The organism is Isoptericola sp. b408 (assembly GCF_030588085.1).
Taxonomy (GTDB): Bacteria; Actinomycetota; Actinomycetes; order Actinomycetales; family Cellulomonadaceae; genus Isoptericola; species Isoptericola sediminis.
Genome location: NZ_JAUQYQ010000003.1, coordinates 442,073 through 462,348, shown reverse-complemented (window position 1 = coordinate 462,348; position 20,276 = coordinate 442,073). Strand labels below are relative to the sequence as shown.

The 20,276-nt window shown below is 73.8% G+C and carries 23 protein-coding genes; 1 reads left to right on the top strand and 22 read right to left on the bottom strand.

Going from position 1 to position 20,276, the window contains the following annotated elements; translation table 11 throughout:
* The 8 genes from dxr to rpsB form a co-directional block, all read right to left on the bottom strand.
* The gene (gene dxr, locus Q6347_RS10805) at positions 1-1,185 is read right to left on the bottom strand and encodes a 1-deoxy-D-xylulose-5-phosphate reductoisomerase (RefSeq protein ID WP_304607349.1); all 1,185 of its coding nucleotides are present in this window, start codon (positions 1,183-1,185) and stop codon (positions 1-3) included.
* 17 nt (positions 1,186-1,202) lie between these two features.
* Positions 1,203-1,754, bottom strand: a complete 552-nt coding sequence (locus Q6347_RS10800; RefSeq protein ID WP_171246290.1) for a DivIVA domain-containing protein — start codon at positions 1,752-1,754, stop codon at positions 1,203-1,205.
* Positions 1,751-2,848, bottom strand: coding sequence for a 23S rRNA (adenine(2503)-C(2))-methyltransferase RlmN (gene rlmN / locus Q6347_RS10795; RefSeq protein WP_369810845.1), 1,098 nt, complete (start codon positions 2,846-2,848; stop codon positions 1,751-1,753). Before rlmN ends, Q6347_RS10800 begins: the two co-directional genes overlap by 4 nt.
* A gap of 111 nt (positions 2,849-2,959) precedes the next feature.
* Positions 2,960-3,793 carry a phosphatidate cytidylyltransferase gene (locus tag Q6347_RS10790; RefSeq protein ID WP_304607348.1) on the bottom strand — a complete coding sequence of 278 codons (834 nt, stop codon included), beginning with the start codon at positions 3,791-3,793 and terminating at the stop codon, positions 2,960-2,962.
* Entirely contained in the window at positions 3,793-4,350 is a 558-nt protein-coding gene (gene frr, locus Q6347_RS10785) for a ribosome recycling factor (RefSeq protein WP_304607347.1), read from the bottom strand. Before frr ends, Q6347_RS10790 begins: the two co-directional genes overlap by 1 nt.
* A 44-nt stretch (positions 4,351-4,394) precedes the next feature.
* Positions 4,395-5,159: a UMP kinase gene (gene pyrH / locus Q6347_RS10780; RefSeq protein ID WP_246246398.1), complete on the bottom strand. Its 765-nt coding sequence runs from the start codon at positions 5,157-5,159 to the stop codon at positions 4,395-4,397.
* Positions 5,160-5,317: 158 nt separating this feature from the next.
* Positions 5,318-6,157 carry a translation elongation factor Ts gene (tsf, locus tag Q6347_RS10775; protein WP_171246293.1) on the bottom strand — a complete coding sequence of 280 codons (840 nt, stop codon included), beginning with the start codon at positions 6,155-6,157 and terminating at the stop codon, positions 5,318-5,320.
* Between the two features lie 92 nt (positions 6,158-6,249).
* Complete coding sequence (rpsB, locus tag Q6347_RS10770; protein WP_304607346.1) at positions 6,250-7,197, bottom strand: 30S ribosomal protein S2; 948 nt, start codon at positions 7,195-7,197, stop codon at positions 6,250-6,252.
* A 461-nt stretch (positions 7,198-7,658) separates the two neighbouring features.
* Here rpsB and Q6347_RS10765 point away from each other — a divergent pair, with 461 nt between their 5' ends.
* Complete coding sequence (locus Q6347_RS10765; RefSeq protein WP_304607345.1) at positions 7,659-8,258, top strand: murein hydrolase activator EnvC; 600 nt, start codon at positions 7,659-7,661, stop codon at positions 8,256-8,258.
* Positions 8,259-8,274: 16 nt separating this feature from the next.
* Here the strand turns inward: Q6347_RS10765 and Q6347_RS10760 are convergent, their stop codons facing one another.
* From Q6347_RS10760 to ffh, 14 genes are all read right to left on the bottom strand, one after another.
* Positions 8,275-9,219, bottom strand: a complete 945-nt coding sequence (locus tag Q6347_RS10760) for a tyrosine-type recombinase/integrase (RefSeq protein WP_304607344.1) — start codon at positions 9,217-9,219, stop codon at positions 8,275-8,277.
* 83 nt (positions 9,220-9,302) lie between these two features.
* Complete coding sequence (gene dprA, locus Q6347_RS10755; protein WP_304603652.1) at positions 9,303-10,577, bottom strand: DNA-processing protein DprA; 1,275 nt, start codon at positions 10,575-10,577, stop codon at positions 9,303-9,305.
* Entirely contained in the window at positions 10,570-12,108 is a 1,539-nt protein-coding gene (locus tag Q6347_RS10750) for a YifB family Mg chelatase-like AAA ATPase (RefSeq protein WP_304607343.1), read from the bottom strand. The genes dprA and Q6347_RS10750 overlap by 8 nt, the downstream gene beginning before the upstream one ends.
* Complete coding sequence (locus Q6347_RS10745) at positions 12,108-12,464, bottom strand: YraN family protein (RefSeq protein WP_304607342.1); 357 nt, start codon at positions 12,462-12,464, stop codon at positions 12,108-12,110. The genes Q6347_RS10750 and Q6347_RS10745 overlap by 1 nt, the downstream gene beginning before the upstream one ends.
* Positions 12,465-12,596: 132 nt before the next feature.
* Positions 12,597-12,896 carry a DUF2469 domain-containing protein gene (locus tag Q6347_RS10740; RefSeq protein WP_171246318.1) on the bottom strand — a complete coding sequence of 100 codons (300 nt, stop codon included), beginning with the start codon at positions 12,894-12,896 and terminating at the stop codon, positions 12,597-12,599.
* A 7-nt stretch (positions 12,897-12,903) separates the two neighbouring features.
* The gene (locus Q6347_RS10735; protein ID WP_171246319.1) at positions 12,904-13,719 is read right to left on the bottom strand and encodes a ribonuclease HII; all 816 of its coding nucleotides are present in this window, start codon (positions 13,717-13,719) and stop codon (positions 12,904-12,906) included.
* The gene (gene lepB, locus Q6347_RS10730) at positions 13,716-14,558 is read right to left on the bottom strand and encodes a signal peptidase I (protein WP_304607341.1); all 843 of its coding nucleotides are present in this window, start codon (positions 14,556-14,558) and stop codon (positions 13,716-13,718) included. The genes Q6347_RS10735 and lepB overlap by 4 nt, the downstream gene beginning before the upstream one ends.
* Positions 14,559-14,682: 124 nt before the next feature.
* Entirely contained in the window at positions 14,683-15,039 is a 357-nt protein-coding gene (gene rplS / locus Q6347_RS10725) for a 50S ribosomal protein L19 (protein ID WP_171246863.1), read from the bottom strand.
* 169 nt (positions 15,040-15,208) lie between these two features.
* On the bottom strand, positions 15,209-16,003 hold the full coding sequence (gene trmD, locus Q6347_RS10720) for a tRNA (guanosine(37)-N1)-methyltransferase TrmD (RefSeq protein ID WP_304603648.1): 795 nt from the start codon (positions 16,001-16,003) through the stop codon (positions 15,209-15,211).
* A gap of 1 nt (position 16,004) precedes the next feature.
* Entirely contained in the window at positions 16,005-16,544 is a 540-nt protein-coding gene (gene rimM, locus Q6347_RS10715; RefSeq protein ID WP_304607340.1) for a ribosome maturation factor RimM, read from the bottom strand.
* 106 nt (positions 16,545-16,650) lie between these two features.
* Positions 16,651-16,890, bottom strand: a complete 240-nt coding sequence (locus tag Q6347_RS10710) for an RNA-binding protein (protein WP_171246860.1) — start codon at positions 16,888-16,890, stop codon at positions 16,651-16,653.
* Positions 16,890-17,306 carry a 30S ribosomal protein S16 gene (gene rpsP / locus Q6347_RS10705; RefSeq protein ID WP_171246859.1) on the bottom strand — a complete coding sequence of 139 codons (417 nt, stop codon included), beginning with the start codon at positions 17,304-17,306 and terminating at the stop codon, positions 16,890-16,892. Before rpsP ends, Q6347_RS10710 begins: the two co-directional genes overlap by 1 nt.
* A 192-nt stretch (positions 17,307-17,498) precedes the next feature.
* Positions 17,499-18,611, bottom strand: coding sequence for an amidohydrolase family protein (locus Q6347_RS10700; RefSeq protein ID WP_304603646.1), 1,113 nt, complete (start codon positions 18,609-18,611; stop codon positions 17,499-17,501).
* A gap of 18 nt (positions 18,612-18,629) precedes the next feature.
* The gene (gene ffh, locus Q6347_RS10695) at positions 18,630-20,261 is read right to left on the bottom strand and encodes a signal recognition particle protein (protein ID WP_304607339.1); all 1,632 of its coding nucleotides are present in this window, start codon (positions 20,259-20,261) and stop codon (positions 18,630-18,632) included.
* Between the last annotated feature and the right edge of the window lie 15 nt (positions 20,262-20,276).

The following is a 20,276-nucleotide window of genomic DNA, read 5'->3' as shown; positions in this document are numbered from 1 at the left end:
TCAGCGGCGGGAGAGCAGCTCGTCCGCCCGGGCGCGCGCCCAGGTCTCGGTCTCCTCGACGTCCTGGAGAGTGACGTCCGCCGCTGCCGCGCCCTCGTGCTCGCCAAGAACCCGTTCGACGGTGCCCACGATGTCGAGGAACCCGATCCGCCCGTCGAGGAAGGCGGCGACGCCCTGCTCGTTGGCGGCGTTGTAGACCGCCGGGTGGGTGGCGGAGGCAGCGGCCGCCGCCCGCGCCAGCCCGACGGCCGGGAAGGTGTGCTCGTCCAGCGGCTCGAAGGTCCAGCTCGCCGCCTGCGTCCAGTCGCACGGCGGCGAGACGACGTCGAGGCGCTCGGGCCACGACAGGCCCAGCGCGATGGGCAGGCGCATGTCCGGCGGCGAGGCCTGCGCGATCGTCGAGCCGTCGCGGAACTCGACCATCGAGTGCACCACCGACTGCGGGTGCACGACGACGGTGATGTCGTCGGTGGGCACGTCGAACAGCAGGTGCGCCTCGATGAGCTCGAGGCCCTTGTTCATCAGCGACGCCGAGTTCACCGTGACCACCGGTCCCATCGCCCACGTCGGGTGGGCGAGCGCCTGGTCCGCGGTCACGGTCCGGATCTCGTCACGGGTCCGGCCGCGGAACGGCCCGCCGGAGGCCGTCAGGACGATCCGGCGGACCTCCTCGCGCGCCCCGCCACGCAACGCCTGCGCGATGGCGGAGTGCTCGGAGTCGACCGGCACGATCTGGCCGGGGGCAGCGGCCGCCTTGACGAGCGCGCCGCCGACCACCAAGGACTCCTTGTTCGCCAGCGCCAGGGTCGACCCCGCCGCCAGGGCGGCCAGGGTGGGACGCAGGCCGACGGACCCGGTGATGCCGTTGAGCACGACGTCGCTGCCGCGTCCGGCCACCTCGGCGGCGGCCTGCGGACCGGCCAGCACCTCGACCTCGGCCGCGCCGGGCCCCATGGCTCCGCGCAGGGCCTCGCGCAGCGCGTCCGCTCGGCCGGCGTCGGCCACCGCGACGGCACGCACCCCGTACCGGGCCGCCTGGGCGGCCAGGGTGTCCACGTCGGACCCTCCGGCGCTGAGCGCCTCGACGACGAAGCGGCCCGGGTGGGCGTCGACGACGTCGAGGGCCTGCGTGCCGATCGATCCGGTGGAACCGAGCAGGGTCAGGGTGCGTGCGGCGTGGGGCATGGCCCCATCATCCCAGGTCACTCGACCCCGAGGAGCACCTCGATCGCCCGGGCCAGGAACTTGTCCACGGGCCCTTCGGCGTAGGCGTCCTTGCCCTTGGCGCGGCTGAACGTGGCCGACCGGAGCTCGGCCGCCGTCAGCGGCTCCTGGCGGTCGAAGTACCCCACGAGCCGGTCGCACAGCGCGTCGACGTCGTCCATGTCGTAGCCCTGCTGGCCGCGCTCGGCCGGGGCGAACTTCTGACCGTCGGGACGTCCCAGGCGGCCGTACAGCGTGCGGGCCCGCTCGGCCAGCGCGGCCATCCAGGCCTCCTGCCCGTGGCCGTTGACGAAGTCGGCCCGCTGCCGGGCGATGAAGGCGCCCTCCAGGCGGTCCAGGGCCGCGTCGACCTCATGGGTGTTGTAGCCACCGCGCACCAGGTCGAAGGTGGACGCCGCGACGTCCGCGTTCGTCATCGGCTCGGGGGTCTGCCCCTCGTACGCCTGACGGGCGTGGTCGAAGAACTCGTCGACCTCGTCCGGGTCGTACCCCTGTCGCATCTTCGACACGGTGGAAAAGAGCGTGCTCACTCGTCGTCGTCCTCCTCGGCGGCCAGCTGCCCGCAGGCGCCGTCGATGTCGCTCCCGCGGGTGTCACGGATCGTGGTCGGGATTCCGTGCCCGCGCAATCGTGCCACGAACTCGTCCTCCACGGAACGGTCGGACGCCGTCCAGATCGAGCCGGGGGTCGGGTTGAGCGGGATCGGGTTGACGTGCACCCAGCCCCTGCCGCGGGCGTTGAGCTTCTCCGCGAGCAGGTCGGCACGCCAGCCGTGGTCGTTCATGTCCTTGATGAGCGCGTACTCGATGGACACGCGCCGGCCGGTCACCTCGTAGTAGTGCCGCGCAGCGTCGATCGCCTCGTCGACGCTCCAGCGCGTGTTGATCGGCACCAGCTCGCTGCGCAGGTCGTCGTCCGGCGCGTGCAGCGACAGGGCGAGCGTGACGGGGATGCCGAGGTCGGCGAGCTTGCGCATCGCGGGCACCAGACCGACGGTCGACACGGTGATGTTGCGCGCCGACATGCCGAACCCCTCGGGGGCGGGCGCCACCAGGGCCTTGACCGTCTCGATGACGGCGCGCGGGTTCGCCAGCGGCTCCCCCATCCCCATGAACACGAGGTTGTTCAGGCGGGCGGGGCCGCCCGGGATCTCCCCGCGGTCCAGCGCACGGAAGGCGTCCCGGACCTGCTCGAGGATCTCGGCCGTCGACAGGTTGCGGGTCAGCCCGAGCTGACCTGTGGCGCAGAACGGGCACGCCATGCCGCACCCCGCCTGCGAGGACACGCACAGCGTGGTCCGGTGCGGATAGCGCATCAGCACCGACTCGACCTTGGCGTCGTCGAACAGGTGCCACAACGTCTTGACGGTGGTGCCGCCGTCGGCCTCCATCCGCCGGGTGGGGCGGATCAGCGGCGGGAACATCGTCTCCGCCAGCTGGTCCCGGGTGGCCTTGGGCAGGTCGGTCATCTCCGACGGGTCGGAGGTGAAGTGCGTGAAGTAGTGCGCGGCGAGCTGCTTGGCGCGGAACGGCTTCTCGCCCATCTCGGCGACCGAGGCGACGCGCTCGGCGGGGGTGAGGTCCGCGAAGTGCTTCGGCGGCTTGCCGCGACGGCGGGGCGCCATCTGCAGCGGCATCGGCGCGGTCTCGTCGGAGGGGCGCACCGCGGGGATGCCGAGGTCGGCGCCGGCCCCGGTGGGGGCGTTCGGTGGTGCCATGAGTAGTTCCTTCGCAGCTCAGACCGTGGCGGCCATGACCAGGTAGACGAACGGGGCGGTGACGACCAGGGAGTCCAGGCGGTCGAGGACGCCGCCGTGGCCGGGCAGCAGCGACCCCATGTCCTTCAGGTCGAGATCACGCTTGATCAGGGACTCCGCCAGGTCGCCGGCCGTCGCGGTGACCGCGGTGAGGACGCCGAGGCCGATGCCGAGCCACCACGGGGCGTCCAGCACGAACAGCGCTCCGACGATCCCCACCGTGGTGGTCAGGGCCACCGAGCCGGCCAGCCCCTCCCAGCTCTTCTTGGGACTGACCGAGGGTGCCATGGGATGGCGCCCGAAGAACACCCCGGAGGCGTAGCCGCCGACGTCGTTCGCGACGGCCAGCAGGACGAAGAGCGCCACCCGCAGCTCGCCGTCCGGCTGGTCCAGGATGAGCATCACGAAGCCCGCCATGAACGGCAGGTACGTCGCGGCGAACACGCCGGCGGCCGCGTCCCGCAGCGCTCGTGGGCCGGAGCCGTCCAGCACCCGCCAGACCACGACCGCGCCGACGGTGAGCATGAACGCCACCAGCAGCGCCTCGGGCCCGGCGGCGTACGCCGACACGGCCATGCCGGCCCCGCCCACGAGCAGCGGGGTCAGCGGGATCTGGATCGCACGCCGGGCGAAGGCGACGCGCAGCTCCCACAGGGCTGCGCTCTGGGCCACGACCGCGAACGCCACGAAGGGCTCGGGCCGGAACCAGAGCGAGGCGGCGAGCAGCAGGAGCAGCCCGAGCCCGACCGCGACGGCGGCGGGGAGGTTGCGTCCGGCTCGGGACGGCCGGCGCTGCGCGTCGACGGGGGACATCAGACCTCGAGCAGCTCGCTCTCCTTGTGGGCGAGCAGCTGGTCCACGAGGTCGACGTGCTTCTTGGTCAGCGCCTCGAGCTCCTTCTCCGCGCGGGCACCCTCGTCCTCACCGACCTCGCCGTCCTTGACCGCCTTGTCGATCTGCTCCTTGGCCTTGCGGCGCACGCCACGCACGGAGATGCGCGCGTCCTCGGCCTTGGTCTTGGCGAGCTTGACGTAGTCGCGGCGACGCTCCTCGGTCAGCGTCGGCATGACGACGCGGATCGTGTTGCCGTCGTTGGACGGGTTCACACCGAGGTCGGACTCGCGCAGCGTCTTCTCGATCGCCGACATCGAGCTCTTGTCGAACGGGGAGATGAGGACGGTCCGCCCGTCGGGGATGTTGAAGGACGCCAGCTGCTGCAGGGGCGTCGGCGCGCCGTAGTAGTCCACCTCGAGCGAGGAGAACATGCCGGCGTTCGCGCGACCGGTCCGGATCGCACCGAACTGCTCCTTGGCGAACTCGATCGCCGTGTCCATCTTCTCCTCGGCCTCGAGGAGGGTGTCGTCGATCACCCGGGTGCTCCTTGCTCGTGATGGTTAGGGGGGTCGGTGCACGCTCAGCGGGTGGTGACGGAGGTCCCGATCTTCTCGCCGAGCAGTGCACGGGTCACGTTACCGGTCTCCTCCAGGCCGAAGACACGCATGTGCACGTCGTTGTCCCGGCACATCGACAGGGCCGTGGCGTCCATCACGTTCAGTCCGCGCACGAGGGCGTCCGTGTAGGTGAGGTGCTCGAGCCGCTCGGCCGACGCGTCGGTGCGGGGGTCGGCGGTGTAGACACCGTCGACGCCGTTCTTGCCCATGAGAACCTCGTCGCAGTGCGTCTCCAGGGCGCGCTGCACCGAGACCGTGTCGGTGGAGAAGTACGGCATGCCGGCGCCGGCGCCGAAGATGACCACGCGACCCTTCTCCAGGTGGCGCATGGCACGCAGCGGGATGTACGGCTCGGCGACCTGGCCCATCGTGATCGCCGTCTGGACCCGCGTCTTGACGCCGTCCTGCTCGAGGAAGTCCTGCAGCGCCAGACAGTTCATCACCGTGCCCAGCATGCCCATGTAGTCCGCGCGGGCCCGGTCCAGACCGGCACGGGACAGCTCGGCGCCGCGGAAGAAGTTCCCGCCGCCGACGACGATGGCGACCTGCACGCCCTGGCGCACGGCCTCGCCGATCTCCTGGGCGACCCGGCGCACGACGTCGCTGGCCAGACCGACGGCGCCGCCGCCGAACGTCTCACCGGACAGCTTGAGCAGCACCCGCCGGGTGTCGGCGTCCTTCGGCGGGACGTGCCCGGTCACGATCTGGTCCTGGTCGAAGTGCGTCATGCCACCGTCCGTCTCGTCGTCGTCCGGGTCGCCCCGTACGGGTCCCTCTCCTGGCGCATCCTGGCATCGGATGCCGTCGTCCGCCCGGGGAGGTACCGGGAGCGGACGCACGACGGCCCGGCCGCATCCGTCGCCGGTGCGGCCGGGCCGTGGTCACATCAGTTGCCGACGCGGAAGCGCACGAAGCCGAGCAGCTGGCCGCCCGCCGCCTCGACGTGCTTGCCGACGGTCGTCTTGGTGTCCTTCGCCAGCGGCTGGTCCACCAGCACGGCCTCCTTGAAGAAGCCGTTGAGGCGACCCTCGACGATCTTCGGCAGCGCGGCCTCGGGCTTGCCCTCGGCGATCGACCGCTCGCGGGCGATCTCGCGCTCCTTCTCGACGATGTCCGCGGGGACGTCGTCGCGGGTCAGGTACTGCGGGGCCAGCGCGGCGATGTGCTGGGCCACGTCCTTGGCGACCTCCTCGCCCGCGGCGTCCGTCACGACCAGGACGCCGATCGACGGCGGCAGGTCCTTGGCGGTCTTGTGCAGGTAGGCGGTGACCTTCGGGCCCTCGACGCGCGCGACGCGGCGCAGCACGACCTTCTCGCCCATGGTGGCGCCCTGGGCGGCGATCGTGTCGGCGACCGTGCTGTCACCGGCCGGGGCGGCCAGGGCCGACTCGGCGTCGGTGGCACCGGCGGCCGCGGCGGCCTGCAGCACCGTGTCGGCCAGCGCGACGAAGTTCTCGTTCTTGACGACGAAGTCCGTCTCCGCGTTCAGCTCGACCATCGTGGCGACCTGGCCATCGGCAGCGTCGGTGATCGTCGCCGCGACGAGACCCTCGGAGGCGGTGTTGCCCTCGCGCTTGGCCGCCTTGGCCAGGCCCTTCTTGCGGATGATCTCGATGGCCTGGTCCGTGTTGCCGTCGGCCGCGTCGAGCGCCTTCTTGACGTCGAGCATGCCGGCGCCGGTGCGCTCACGCAGGGCCTTGATGTCAGCGGCGGTGTAGTTCGCCATGGGGGATGTCCTCCGTGCTGGTGTGCGGTGGGCGGTGAGGCGGGGGGGGGGGGGGGGGGGGGGGCGCGCCCCCCCCCCCCCCCCCCCGCGGCTCACTCGGACTTCTCGGTCTTGGCCTCGGCCTCGGGCTCGGCCACGGCGACGGCCTCGGCGGCCGGAGCGGCGTCGGCACCCGGGGCGACGGCGTCACCGGCGCCCGTGGCACCCTCGCTCGCGGCGGCGCCCTCGGCCGGCGCGACCGGCTGCGCGGCGTCGGCGGCCTGGTCGCCCTCGGCGCCGGCGAGGAGCTCGCGCTCCCACTCGGCCAGCGGCTCGGACTCCTCGGTGGTCGCCTCGCCCTTCTTGCCGGAGGCGCGCTGCATGAGGCCCTCGGCGGCCGCGTCGGCGATGACCCGCGTCAGCAGCGTGACGGAGCGGATCGCGTCGTCGTTGCCCGGGATCGCGTAGTCGACCAGGTCGGGGTCGCAGTTGGTGTCGAGGATCGCCACGACGGGGATGCCCAGCTTGCGGGCCTCGTCGACGGCGAGGTGCTCCTTGTTGGTGTCCACGATCCACACGGCCGACGGCGTCTTGGCCATGTCGCGGATACCGCCCAGCGTGCGCGAGAGCTTGTCCTTCTCGCGGCGCAGGACGAGGAGCTCCTTCTTCGTCAGGCCGGAGCCGGCGACGTCGTCGAAGTCGATCTCCTCGAGCTCCTTGAGGCGCTGGAGACGCTTGTGCACGGTGGTGAAGTTGGTCAGCATGCCGCCGAGCCAACGGTGGTTGACGTAGGGCATGCCGACGCGGGACGCCTGCTCGGCGATGGCCTCCTGGGCCTGCTTCTTGGTGCCGACGAACAGGATCGTGCCGCCGTGGGCGACCGTCTCCTTGACGAACTCGTAGGAGCGGTCGATGTACGACAGCGACTGCTGCAGGTCGACGATGTAGATGCCGTTGCGCTCGGTGAAGATGAAGCGCTTCATCTTCGGGTTCCAACGGCGGGTCTGGTGCCCGAAGTGGACACCGCTCTCGAGGAGCTGACGCATGGTCACGACGGCCATGGCTGGTCCTTTCGCCGTGCGGTCCGGGATCCACCCGGTGCCGCACGCATCGGGCGACCGCCGACGTCGTCGACGGTCGCAGGTGCTTCGGTTGTCGGTGGTGGGCATCGGGCCCGACCACCCCTGGCGCCACGCCGCCCCGGCACCGCACCCGTGGGATGCGGACCGCTGCCGTGGTGGCGGTGCCCGTCGATCCCTGGGGGACCGTGCCGGGCACCACGTGACGCGCGATGTCGACCCTCCGCGCCGGACCGCGTCTCGCGCACGCGTCGACGACGCGAGGAACGAGGCGGGAGCGGACACGACTGGTCGCAGCCAGCAGTCTACCCGACACGACCGCGACCGACGGACGGTCGCCGGGGTGTTCTCGCGCACGTCGGCGGCCACGCCCCGTCCGCCTCGTCCACAGTCGCCGGGAGGCGGCGGAGCGTCGGCGGGCCCCGCCACGGCACGGTGTCGTCATGGCTCCGCACCGCCCCCCGCCCCGCCGCGCACGAGGACGCACCACGGTGTCGCGCGCGGCGGTGGTGGTCCTGCTGCCGGCGCTCGTCCTCGGGGTCGTACCGGCCGGCCCCGCCCCCACGCCGTCGGCCGCCGCGTCGCGCACCGGCGCCGCCCTCTCCCCCGGGCTCGTCTCCTCGCCCCTGCCCGCCGGGCCGTGGGAGCTCCCACGCCCGGGTCCGGTGCTGGCGCACGCCGACCTGCCGGCCGAGCCGTGGCGACCCGGTCACCGGGGCGTCGACCTGCCGGCCGACCCCGGCGACCCGGTCCGGGCGCCCGCGACGGGCCGGGTCGTCTTCGCCGGCCGGGTCGGCGACAAACCCGTGGTCGTGGTCCGTCACGGGGAGCTGCGGTCGACGTTCGAACCCGCGACCGCGCTCGGCGCGGTGGGCGACCACGTCGACCGCGGCTCACCCGTCGCCGTCGTCGCCGCGGACGCCCGGTCGCACTGCGGCCGGCAGGGTTGCCTGCACTGGGGCGTCCGGCGCGGTGACCGCTACCTCGACCCGCTGCTCCTCGTCGGCCTCGCGGCACCCGTGGTGCTGCTGCCGCGACGGTGAACAGCTCGCCGGCCCCTCACGCCCGGGGGAACGCCTGCTCGAAGACCCGGCGCAGCCGCTCGGCGTCCACGTGCGTGTAGCGCTGCGTCGTGCCCAGGTCGGCGTGGCCCAGCACCTCCTGCACCGAGCGCAGGTCGGACCCGCCGGCCAGCAGGTGCGTCGCGGCCGAGTGCCGCAGGGCGTGCGGCGCGACGTCGTCGACCTCGGCCCGGTCCGCCAGCCGGTGCACGGCGTCGCGGGCCTGGCGCTGTCCCCAGCGGCCGCCGCGGTCGCCGAGGAAGAGCGCCGTCGGGGAGTCCGCCCGGACGAGCTCCGGCCGTCCCTCGGCGAGCCACGCCCGCAGCGCCCGCGCCGCGGGGACACCGAAGGGGACGACACGCTCCTTGCCCCCCTTGCCGAGCACCCGCACGATCCGTTCGGCGACGTCCACGTCCGTGGTGTCGACCGCCGTGAGCTCGCCCACGCGAATGCCGGACCCGTAGAGGAGCTCGGCCGCCGCCCACGCCCGCAACGCGGCCGGCCGGTCCTCCGGCTCGGCCTCCTCCGCGTCCGATCGCGCGGTGTCGAGCAATCGGGCGGCGGCCTGCGTCGACAGCACGGTCGGCAGCGTCCGCGGAACGCGCGGGTTGGCCAGCCGCGCCGACGGGTCGTGGGCGAGGAGTCCCTCGTGGTGCGCCCAGCGCAGGAAGGCCCGCGCCGCCGCGCCCCGGCGGGCCAGGGTCGCCCGGGCCAGGCCGCGGTCCGCCTGGGCACCCAGCCAACCGCGCAGCATCGTCAGGTCGACCCCGTCCAGGCCGGCCGCACCGTGCCGGACGGCGTACCGGAGCAGCGCGGTGACGTCGGCGCGGTAGGCGCGACGGGTGTGCGCCGAGTGTCCCTGCCGCGTGGCCAGGTGCCGCGAGAAGTCGTCCACCGCGCCGGCGAGCGCGGTGGGCAGCGGCGGGACGTCCGGGTCGGTCATCGGGGTCAGTCTGCCCCGCCACGGCACGGTGACGCCGCAGGTCGTCCGGCGTTTCCTCCCGTGGACGCCGCGAGCCTCGGACCTCACCGGACCCACGACCACCGACCCGCGTCGCAGCGTGCCAGTCCGCGGCGCTCGAACCCTCCCAGCAGCGTCAGCACCCGTCGGGGGGAGAGCCCGGCGCTGCGGGCGAGACCGTCGACCGTGGCGCCTGAGCGCAGGGGCAGGGCGTCCCGCAGCATCCGCTCGTCCGGCCCGAGCTCGCCGAGGAGGTCGTCGCCGTCCGCCGGGCCGTCGGGCTCGGCGTCATGGCCGATCCGGCCGGCCAGCTCGGCCACCTCCGCCGCCGAGGTCACGCAGACGGCGGCGCCGTCCCGCAGCAGGCCGTGGCACCCCGCGGACGCCATCGACGTCACCGGTCCCGGCACCGCTCCGAGCGGGCGCAGCAGATCCGCCGCCCGGCGCGCCGTCGACAGCGCGCCCGACCTTCGGGCCGCCTCCACGACGACGGTGGCCCTCGTCAGCGCCGCGATGAGCCGGTTGCGGGCGAGGAACCGCTGACGAAAGGGCGCCGACCCCGGCGGGACCTCGCTGAGCACCGCACCGCCGTCGTCGACCGTGCGGCGCAGCAACCCGTCGTTGCCCTGGGGGTAGTACCGGTCCACACCCCCGGCGAGCACGGCGCAGGTGGTCCCGGCGGCCGCGAGCGCCCCGCGGTGCGCGGAGGCGTCGATGCCGTACGCGCCGCCGGACACGACCGTGAACCCCCGGTCGGCGAGCCCCGCGGCGAGCTCCTCGGTGACACGCTCGCCGTACCTGGTCGAGGCGCGCGACCCGACCAGCGCCACCGATCGCTCGGCCCAGGCGGCCACGTCGGCACGTCCGCGCACCCACAGGGCGAACGGCGCCGTCGGGCCGAGGTCCGCGAACGCGGCCGGCCAGTGCGGGTCGTCCCGGGTGACGAGCGCTCCACCGCACCGCTCGAGGACCCGGAGCTCGCGGCGCGGGTCGAGGCTGTCCAGTCGGGGTGCCCAGCGCCGGACGGCGGCAGCGAGCCGCGACACCGCGTCGGCTCCGTCCCGGACACCCGGGGACGGGCCACCCGGCACCGTCGGCGACTCCGGGAGGGGCAGCCGGTCGATCCGGGCGGCCCGCCGCGCCCCGGCCGGGTCGGTCGCGGCGTCGACGAGCCAGCGCAGCGCGCCGGCGGCACCGAGGTGCTCGACGAGTGCGCCGGCCACGACGTCCCCGGGTTCGGCGACCCGGCTCCAGGCGGCGGCCGCCAGCACCGGGTCGTCGAGGTCGAAGCGCACGGCGGGCCGGGACGGCGACGTGGAGCCGCGGTGCGGTTCAGCCACGGGGTCCTGCCGATCTGAGCGCCAGCGCGGTGTCCACGTCGGCCCGGCCGGGCAGGTCGCGCCCGTCGAGGTCGGCCACGGTCCACGCGACGCGCAGCACCCGGTGGGCGCCGCGCAGGGACAGCCCGCCGTCGTCGACCAGCCGTTCGACGGGACCGAGCACGGCGCGTTCCTTCCCCAGCCTGTCGTGCAGCCAGGGTCCGGGCAGCTCGGCGTTGGTGCGCCACGGGGTGCCGCGCAGCCGCTCCCGGGCCCGCCCACGCGCGACGGCGACACGGTCCGCGACGACGCGGGTCGACTCACCCGCCCCGCCGAGCAGTCGGTCGGCACGGCTGGGGCCCGTGACGTGCACCCGGAGGTCCACCCGGTCGAGCAGAGGGCCGGAGAGTCGCGCCAGGTAGCGACGTCGCGCGGTCACCGTGCACGTGCAGTCCTGGCCGGCACGGGTGTCGGACATGCCGCACGGGCAGGGGTTGGCGGCGAGCACGAGCTGGAACCGGGCCGGGTAGCGGGCGGCGCCCCCGCTGCGGTGGAGCACCAGCTCACCGGACTCCAGGGGCTGCCGCAGGGTCTGCAGCACCCGGGGCGAGAACTCGGGCGCCTCGTCGAGGAAGAGCACACCCCGATGCGCCCGGGACACGGCTCCCGGGCGGGCCACACCGGTCCCGCCACCGGCGATGGCCGCGGGCGTGGCCGTGTGGTGCGGGTCCTCGAAGGGCGGACGCCGCACGAGCCCGCCGCCGGGGTCGAACGTGCCGGCCACCGAGTGCACGCCCGTGACCTCGACGGCCTCGGCCTCGGTGAGGTCGGGCAGGATGCCCGGCAGCCGGGCGGCGAGCATCGTCTTGCCCGCGCCGGGCGGGCCGACCATGGCCAGGTGGTGGCCGCCGGCCGCGGCGATCTCCAGCGCGGTGCGCGCCTCGACCTGGCCGACGACGTCGGCGAGGTCCTGATCGGCCCGCGGCGGCGCCACCGACCGCACGGGGACCACGGGCTCGACGGTGCGGTGGTGACGCAGGCGGCCACCGTGGCGGAGCACGACGTCGCCGAGGTGCGCCGCTCCGTGGACGCGCGCCCCGGGGACGAGCGCGGCCTCGGCCGCGTCCCCGGCCGCGACGACGACGTCCCGCAGCCCGGCGGCGACGGCGGCCGCGACCGCCGGAAGCACCCCGCGCACGGGCTGGAGGCGACCGTCCAGTCCCAGCTCGGCCAGGTGCAGCACCCGCGCGACGCGGGCGGCCGGCACCACCCCGTGGCCGGCGAGGACGGCCACGGCGATCGCGAGGTCGAAGCCGGAGCCCGACTTGCGCAACGAGGCGGGCGAGAGGTTGACGGTGATCTTCCGCTGGGGCCATTCGATGCCGGCCGAGAGCACGGCGGCGCGGACCCGGTCCCGCGACTCAGCCAGCGCGGTGTCCGGCAGCCCGACGAGCGTGAAACCGGGCAGCGAGCGGGCGAGCTGGGCCTGGACGTCCACGACGTGGCCCTCCATACCCGTCAGCGCGACCCCCGTGGTCGTCGCGTACCCCATCAGAGCACCCCTCGCAGGTGCTCCACCCGGGCGGCCCCGGACGGCGGGAGCAGGACGCCGACGACGTCGACCCGGACCTCGCGCCACCCTCCGGGGTGCGTCCGCAGCCACTCGCCGGTCAGTCGACGGATCCGCCGCAGCTTGTCGGGGGTCACGGCCTCCGCGGGATAGCCGTAGCCGGTCCCCCGTCGCGTCTTGACCTCGACGACCACCACGACGCCCTCGTGACTCGCGACGAGGTCCAGCTCGCCGCCGGTCCCCCGCCAGTTGCGGTCGAGGACCTCGTACCCGCGGGCGGTCAGGTAGCGGGCCGCCACCCGTTCGCCGTGCCGTCCGACGGCATCCTTGGCTCGCACGGAACCACCTCCGCGACCGAGCCTGCTCCGCCGCGGGCGGCGAGCCGAGGCGTACCGACCTCAGCTGTGCACAACCGGCCCGAGGGCGTGGCTGTGGACGGCCGTGCCCGACGCGATGTCGCGGGGAGGTCCCTAGAGCGCGATCTCGGCCTTGGCGAGCTCCTCGACGTTGACGTCCTTGAACGTCACCACCCGGACCGACTTCACGAACCGCGCCGACCGGTAGACGTCCCAGACCCAGGCGTCGTTCAGCCGGAGCTCGAAGTACACCTCGCCCGCGGCGGACCGCACCTGCAGGTCGACCTGGTTGGCGAGGTAGAAGCGTCGTTCGGTCTCCACCACGTACGAGAAGAGACCCACCACGTCCCGGTACTCGCGGTAGAGGGCCAGCTCGGCGTCGTTCTCGTAGTTCTCGAGGTCCTCAGCGCTCACCGGGTCATCATCCCACCCGGTAGCGCGGGACTGCCTCCTCGGAGGCCGCGGCGGCCTCCAGCGTGACGAGGTCCGCCGACACCGGCGGGTCACCCGACCCCTCCCGCTCGAGGGCGGGCGTGTCGTCGAGCACCCGCAGGTTCCACGACCGCCGGTGCTGGGGCGTCGGCCCCCGGCGTCGCAGGCCGTCCAGGTGCGCGGGGGCCGAGTAGCCCTTGTTCTGCTCCCAGGCGTAGTGGGGGTACTGGGCGGCCAGCCGGCTGAGCAGGCCGTCCCGCTCGACCTTGGCCAGCACGCTGGCCGCGGCCACCGAGGAGCACTGCAGGTCCGCCTTGACCATGGTCCGTACCCCGGGTTCCGGGGCGTCGAGCGCGCCGCCGGGGTCGAGGTCGGCGGCCTCGAAGAGATCCGCACCCGGCGGGCTGAGCCAGTCGTGCGACCCGTCGAGGAGGACGACGTCGACGTCGCCGTGCGTGCGACGGATCTGCGCCAGCGCCCGGCGCCCGGCGAGCCGCAGCGCCGCCACGATGCCGTGCGCGTCGATCTCGGCGGGGCCCGCGTGCCCCACGGCCCAGGCCACGGCCCACCGGCGCAGCGGGTCGACCATCGCCTCGCGGACCTTCGGGGCGAGCAGCTTGGAGTCGGTCAGCCCGCGCGGCGCGGTCCGGGTGCCGGCGTCGACGACCACCAGGCCGACGCTGACGGGTCCGGCCAGGGCGCCCCGGCCGACCTCGTCCATGCCGCCGACGAGGCGGGCGCCGTCGGCCAGCAGTGCTCGCTCGGCGCGCAGCGTCGGGCTGCGCCGCCCGGGCCGGGTGGTCATGGAGCGGCACCCTCGGGCGCGGGCACGTCGGCGAAGACGTCGGAGGGGTTGCGCAGCAGGCGGGCGTCCTCGAAGGGCCACATGATGACCCACGCGTTGCCGACCACGTTGTCCAGCGGGACGAACCCGCCACCGGGTTTCCCGGTGTTGTAGCGGGAGTCCTGCGAGTTCTGCCGGTTGTCGCCCATGACGAACAGCATGTCAGGGGGGACCTCGTGCTCGAAGTCCGTCTGGCTCGGGACCGCCCCGGCGGCGAGGTACTCGCCCTCCTCGACGGCGACGCCGTTGACCGTCACGCGGCCCTGGTCGTCGCAGCACGCCACGGTGTCCCCCGGGGTGCCGACGACGCGCTTGATGAGGTGGTCCCCGGCGTCCTGCGGGAGCAGCCCGACGAAGGTGGCGGCGTCCCGGACGGCGTTGCCGACCGGGCCGCGGTCCGGCTCCTCGAACGGCGGGAGCCAGCCGCCGGGGTCCTGGAAGACGACGATGTCGCCCCGGTTGACGTCCAGCGGACCCGGGACGAGTCGCGAGACCATGACCCGGTCCCCGACCTGGAGCGTGTCCTCCATCGACGAGCTCGGGATGTAGAAGGCCTGCACGAGGAAGGTCTTGATCAGCCACGACAGCACCAGCGCGGAGACCACGATGATGGCGGTCTCGCGCAGCAACCCGAGGCTCCGGCTGCGCGGGGCCTCCCTGGACGTGGCGGCGTGCGCCGGCGGGGTGGAGGCGCGGACGGCGTCGTCGTGGCCGTGCGGTCGTCCCACGACGTCGTCGGACGGACGGCCCGGGTCCTCGGGTCGGTCCGGCGCGGAGGTCATGGGATCGGAGTCTGCCACGACCACACCTTGCCAGATCGCCGGACGGCGCGCGAAACCCCGGGTGCCCGGAGACGCCGACGGGCGGCCCTCCTCGAGGAGGGCCGCCCGTCGGGCTCGCAGCGGCGGCCTGAGCCGCCGGCGATCACTTCTTGGGGGTCTCGCGCTTCTCGCGGATCTTCGCCTTCTTGCCGCGCAGCTCGCGCAGGTAGTAGAGCTTGGCGCGACGGACGTCACCGCGGGTGACGACCTCGACCGAGTCGACCGTCGGGGCGTGCACCGGGAACGTGCGCTCCACGCCGACGCCGAAGCTGACCTTGCGGACCGTGAAGGTCGAGCCCACGCCGCTGTTGCGCCGGGCGATCACGACGCCCTGGAACGCCTGGACACGAGAGCGGTTGCCCTCGATGACCTTCACGTTGACCTTGACGGTGTCGCCGGCGCGGAAGTCCGGGATGTCCGAGCGCAGCGAGGCTGCGTCGACGAAGTCGAGCGTCTTCATGGTTGTCTCCCCCACGCTGCCACAGGTCAGCGCAAGCTCTGGGTCCGCCGGTGCGGACCGGATGTCGTCATGGTGGGTGCGTCGGCTCGGAGCCCGATGGTCTCCCCTGTGGCAGAGCTCGGGCCGCGACACACCGGCGCCCTATTCTGCCACACCGGACCGACCGGGGTCAGGCGTCGGCGTCGTGAGACGCCTCACCGACCGACGCGTCGGCGTCACCCGTCGCCTCCGCCAGCACCTCGCGGTCCCGTCGGTCCAGGGCGTCCTCGCCGAGGGCGGCGATCATGTCGGGACGTCGGCGGGCGGTCCGGCGCAACGCCTCGTCGCGGCGCCAGCGCTCGATCCGCGCGTGGTGGCCGGAGAGCAGCACGTCGGGCACCTCGCGCCCCTGCCAGACCGGCGGCTTGGTGTAGACCGGGTACTCGAGCAGCCCGGCCTCCCCGTGCGACTCCTCGACCAGCGAGTGCGGGTTGCCCACGACGCCCGGCAGGAGCCGGCCGACCGCCTCCACCATCACCAGCGCGGCGACCTCGCCCCCGTTGAGGACGTAGTCCCCCAGGGACAGCTCGTCCACGGCGACGCCGCGGTCCCGGTAGTGCTCGACCACGCGGGCGTCGATGCCCTCGTACCGCCCGCAGGCCACGACCAGGTGCTCCTCGGTCGCCAGGGCCTCGGCACGCCGCTGGGTGAAGACCTCCCCCGACGGCGCGGGCACCACGAGCCGCGCGGGCCCGTCGGCGGGCAGGAGGTCGTCCAGCGCGCGCCCCCACACGTCGGGACGCATGACCATGCCCGCGCCGCCGCCGAACGGGGTGTCGTCGACCGTGCGGTGACGGTCGTCGGTCCAGTCACGCAGGTCGTGCACGCGCAGGTCGAGCAGACCCGCACGCCGTGCCTTACCCACCAGCGACAGGTCGAGGGCGGCCAGGTAGTCCGGGAAGATGGTGACGACGTCGATGCGCACCTCAGGCCTCCGGCTCGCCGAGGTCGCCGTCCGCGCTCTGGTCGCGCGCGAGGAGCCCTCCGGGCGGGTCGAGCACGACCCGACCGCCGGGGACGTCGACGACGGGCACGATGGGGCGCACGAACGGGACGAGCGTCCGGGCTCCCCCGTCCTCCCGGACGACGAGCGCGTCGTGCGCCGGCAGGTGCTCCAGCCCCACGACCTCGCCGACCACGGTCCCGTCGCCGAGCTCGGCCCGCAGTCCCTGCAGCTCGTGCGGGTACCAGGCGTCCTCCTCGACGGAGTCCTCGACGTCGACCAGCAGCTCGATGCCGCGCAACGACTCGGCCGCCGTGCGGTCGGCCACCTCGGCGAAACGCACCAGCCAGCGACCCTGGTGCGTCCGCGCGCTCTCGACGGTCAGCGGTCCGGCGCCCGCCGGGTCGGTCCTCAGCACGGCCCCGACGGCGAACCGCTCGTCGGGCACGTCGGTGCGCGCCTCGAGCGAGACCTCGCCCCGCAGTCCGTGCGCACGGCCCACGCGGGCCACCACCAGCTCCATGTCGTCTCCTTCTCCTCGGGCCGCCCGTGCCCAGTGAACACGACGAGGCCCGGCCCCGCGGGGGGACCGGGCCTCGTCGAGACTGCTCTGTGCCGCGCCGGGCGGGTCAGCGGCGGTCGACGTCCACGACGTCGACCCGCACCGGACCGTCGGTCGCCAGCGCACCGACGACGGTGCGCAGCGCCTTGGCGGTCCGGCCGCCCCGACCGATCACGCGACCGAGGTCGTCGGGATGCACCCGGACCTCGAGCAGGTCGCCCCGGCGCTGCGTGCGGGCGGACACCCGGACGTCGTCCGGGTTGTCCACGATGCCGCGCACGAGGTGCTCGAGGGCGTCCGCCAGCATCAGGCCTCGGCCTCGGCCTCGGTGTCGGCCGACGTGTCGGCGTCCTTCGCGGCGGAGGCCTTCGCCTTGGCCTTCTCCGCCTCGGCGTTGACGGCGTCGACGGCCGACGTCGTCTCGGCGGCGGGCTTCTTGGTCTTCAGGGTGCCCTCGGCGCCCGGGAGACCCTTGAACTTCTGCCAGTCACCGGTGACGCGGAGGATGGCGGCGACCTGCTCGGTCGGCTGGGCGCCGACGCCGAGCCAGTACTGCACGCGCTCGGAGTCGATCTCGATGAACGAGGGCTCCTCGGTCGGGTGGTACTTGCCGACCTCTTCGATGACGCGACCGTCGCGCTTGGTGCGCGAGTCGGCCACGACGACACGGTAGAACGGGCTGCGAATCTTGCCGAAACGCTTCAGACGAATCTTGACGGCCACGGGTGTGGACTCTCCTGTGCTTGTGGGGTGTCCGGGACGTCACGCGGGTGGGGTTTCCGGCGGACGATCGGATCAGGACCGGGCGCGCGCAGGTGAGAGGGGCCTGGGCACGCCGAGTACCCCGCCATTGTGCCAGACGCGCGGCCCACCCCCAACCCGGAGGTGCGTCACACGCCGACCCGGCGCACGCCGCTACGGTGCGACGACGCGTCCCCGCAGCACGACGGCCGTCGGGTGGCGCAGCACGCCGATGTCCTCGCGCGGGTCGGCCGGGTAGACCACGAAGTCCGCGCTGGCGCCCTCGACCATCCCGGCCTGGCCGAGGAAGGATCGCGCGCGCCACGTGGCCATGGCCACGACCTCCGCGGGCGGGATGCCCGCCGCCACCAGCTCGGCGCACTCGTCCGCGATCCGACCGTGCGAGATCGTGCCGCCCGCGTCCGTGCCCACCAGCAGCGGCACCCCCGCCTCGTGCAGGGCGCGCACCTGCTCGTAGCGGCGCGCGTGCATGCGGCGCATCCGCGCGGCGTAGACCGGGTACTTCCCGTCGGCCTGCGCGGCGATGTTCTCGAACTGGTCGACCTGCAGCAGGGTGGGCGTCACCGCGATGCCGCGGTGGGCCACCTCGGCGATCTGGTCCTCGGTCAGGCCGGTGCCGTGCTCGATGCCGTCGACCCCGGCGGCGAGCAGGTCCGGGACCACCTCCTCCGAGAAGGCGTGCACGGTCACCCGGGCCGCCTCGGCGTGGGCCGCGGCGACGGCCTCGGTCAGCACGTCCACGGGCCACAGGGGCCGCAGGTCGCCGTCGGCGCCGAGGTCCCGGTCGATCCAGTCGCCGACGAGCTTGACCCAGCCGTCCCCGGCACGTGCCTGCTCGCGGACGACCCGCGGGAGGTCCGCGACGTCGTCCAGCTCGAGCCCGTAGTGGCGCAGGTAGCGCTTGGGCCGCGCCAGGTGGGCGCCGGCCCGCAGGAGCCGCGGCAGGTCGGCACGGTCGGCGACCCACGAGGTGTCCAGCGGCGACCCGGCGTCGCGGATCAGCAGGACTCCCGCGTCCCGGTCGACGAGCGCCTGCTTGGCGGCCGTCCCGACGTCCGTGGCTCCCCCGGAGTCGAGCCCGACGTGGCAGTGCACGTCCACGAGCCCCGGGACGACCCACCCCTCGAGCTCCGTGGCGGCGCTGCCCTGCGGCGTCGGGCGCAGCAGGCTCAGGCGTCCGTCGCGGACCCACATCTCGCCGACCTCACGGTCGCCGTCGAGCAGGATCCGTCCGGTGACGTGCAGGGGGACGTGCGGCACCGACATGTCGTCAGCCTACCGGCGTCACCGGCCGCCGAGGAGCTTGCTGACGTCGGACGGGAGCTCGAGGTTCTCGACGTCCGCGGCCTCGGGCTGGTCGCCGCCGACGCCGAAGGCCGAGCCCGCCGACGCCGGCTTGCGGCCGCCGCCACCCAGGGCCCGCTGCATGGCCTCGCGCTCCTGCTGGGCCCGCTTGGCCGGGTTGCCGGACTTGCCCTTGATCTTCTTCTTGGGCGCCTGCTTGCCGCGGGACTTCTTGCCGCCGCCCGGCATGCCCGGCATCCCGGGCATCCCCGGCATGCCGCCGGGGCCACCGCCCGGCATGCCGCCGCCGGAGGCCATCTGGCGCATCATCTTCTGCGCCTGGGCGAAGCGGTCCAGCAGGCCGTTGACGGCCGCGGTGGTCTGCCCCGCACCGCGGGCGATCCGCGCCCGGCGCGAGCCGTTGATGATCTTCGGGTTGTCCCGCTCGGCCGGCGTCATCGACTGGATGAGCGCCTGGACCCGGTCGACCTCGCGCTCGTCGAAGTTCTCGATCTGCTCGCGCATCTGGGCCATGCCGGGCATCATCCCGAGCATCTTCTTCATCGACCCGAGCTTCTTCATCTGCTGCATCTGCACCAGGAAGTCGCTGAGCGTGAAGTCCTCGCCGCCGGCGACCTTGGCCGCCATCTTCTCGGCCTCTTCGGCGTCGAACGCCTTCTCCGCCTGCTCGATGAGGGTGAGCACGTCACCCATGTCGAGGATGCGCGACGCCATCCGGTCGGGGTGGAAGACCTCGAAGTCGGTGAGCTTCTCGCCGGTCGAGGCGAACATGATCGGGCGACCGGTCACCTTCGCCACCGACAGCGCGGCACCACCGCGGGCGTCGCCGTCGAGCTTCGACAGCACGACACCGGTGAAGTCGACACCCTCGGCGAACGCGTTGGCGGTGCTGACCGCGTCCTGACCGATCATCGCGTCGATGACGAACAGGACCTCGTCGGGGTCGATCGCCGAGCGGATGTCGGAGGCCTGCTGCATGAGCACCTGGTCGACGCCGAGCCGACCGGCGGTGTCGACGATGACGACGTCGTGCTGCTTGGACCGCGCCTCGCCGACGCCGTCGCGGGCCACCCCGACCGGGTCGCCGATGACCGCGTCGATGTCCTCGCTCGACGTGTTGCCCGGGTGCGGCGCGAACACCGGCACCCCGGCGCGCTCGGCCACGACCGAGAGCTGGGTCACCGCGTTGGGCCGCTGCAGGTCCGCCGCCACGAGCAACGGGGTGTGCCCCTGCTCCTTCAGCGCGAGCGCCAGCTTGCCCGCCAGGGTCGTCTTGCCCGCACCCTGCAGGCCGGCCAGCATGATGACCGTCGGCGGGTTCTTCGCCAGCGACAGCGGACGGGTCTGGCCGCCGAGGATCTCGACGAGCTCGTCGTTGACGATCTTGACGACCTGCTGGGCGGGGTTGAGGGCCGCCGAGACCTCGGCGCCGAGCGCACGCTCGCGCACGGCGCGCGTGAACTCCCGCACGACGGGCACGGCGACGTCGGCATCGAGCAGCGCGCGCCGGATCTCCCGCACGGTCGCGTCGATGTCCGCCTCGGAGAGCCGTCCCCGGCCGCGCAGGTTCTTGAACGTCGCAGAGAGACGGTCCGACAGGGAGTTGAACACCAGGTGGTCCTCTTC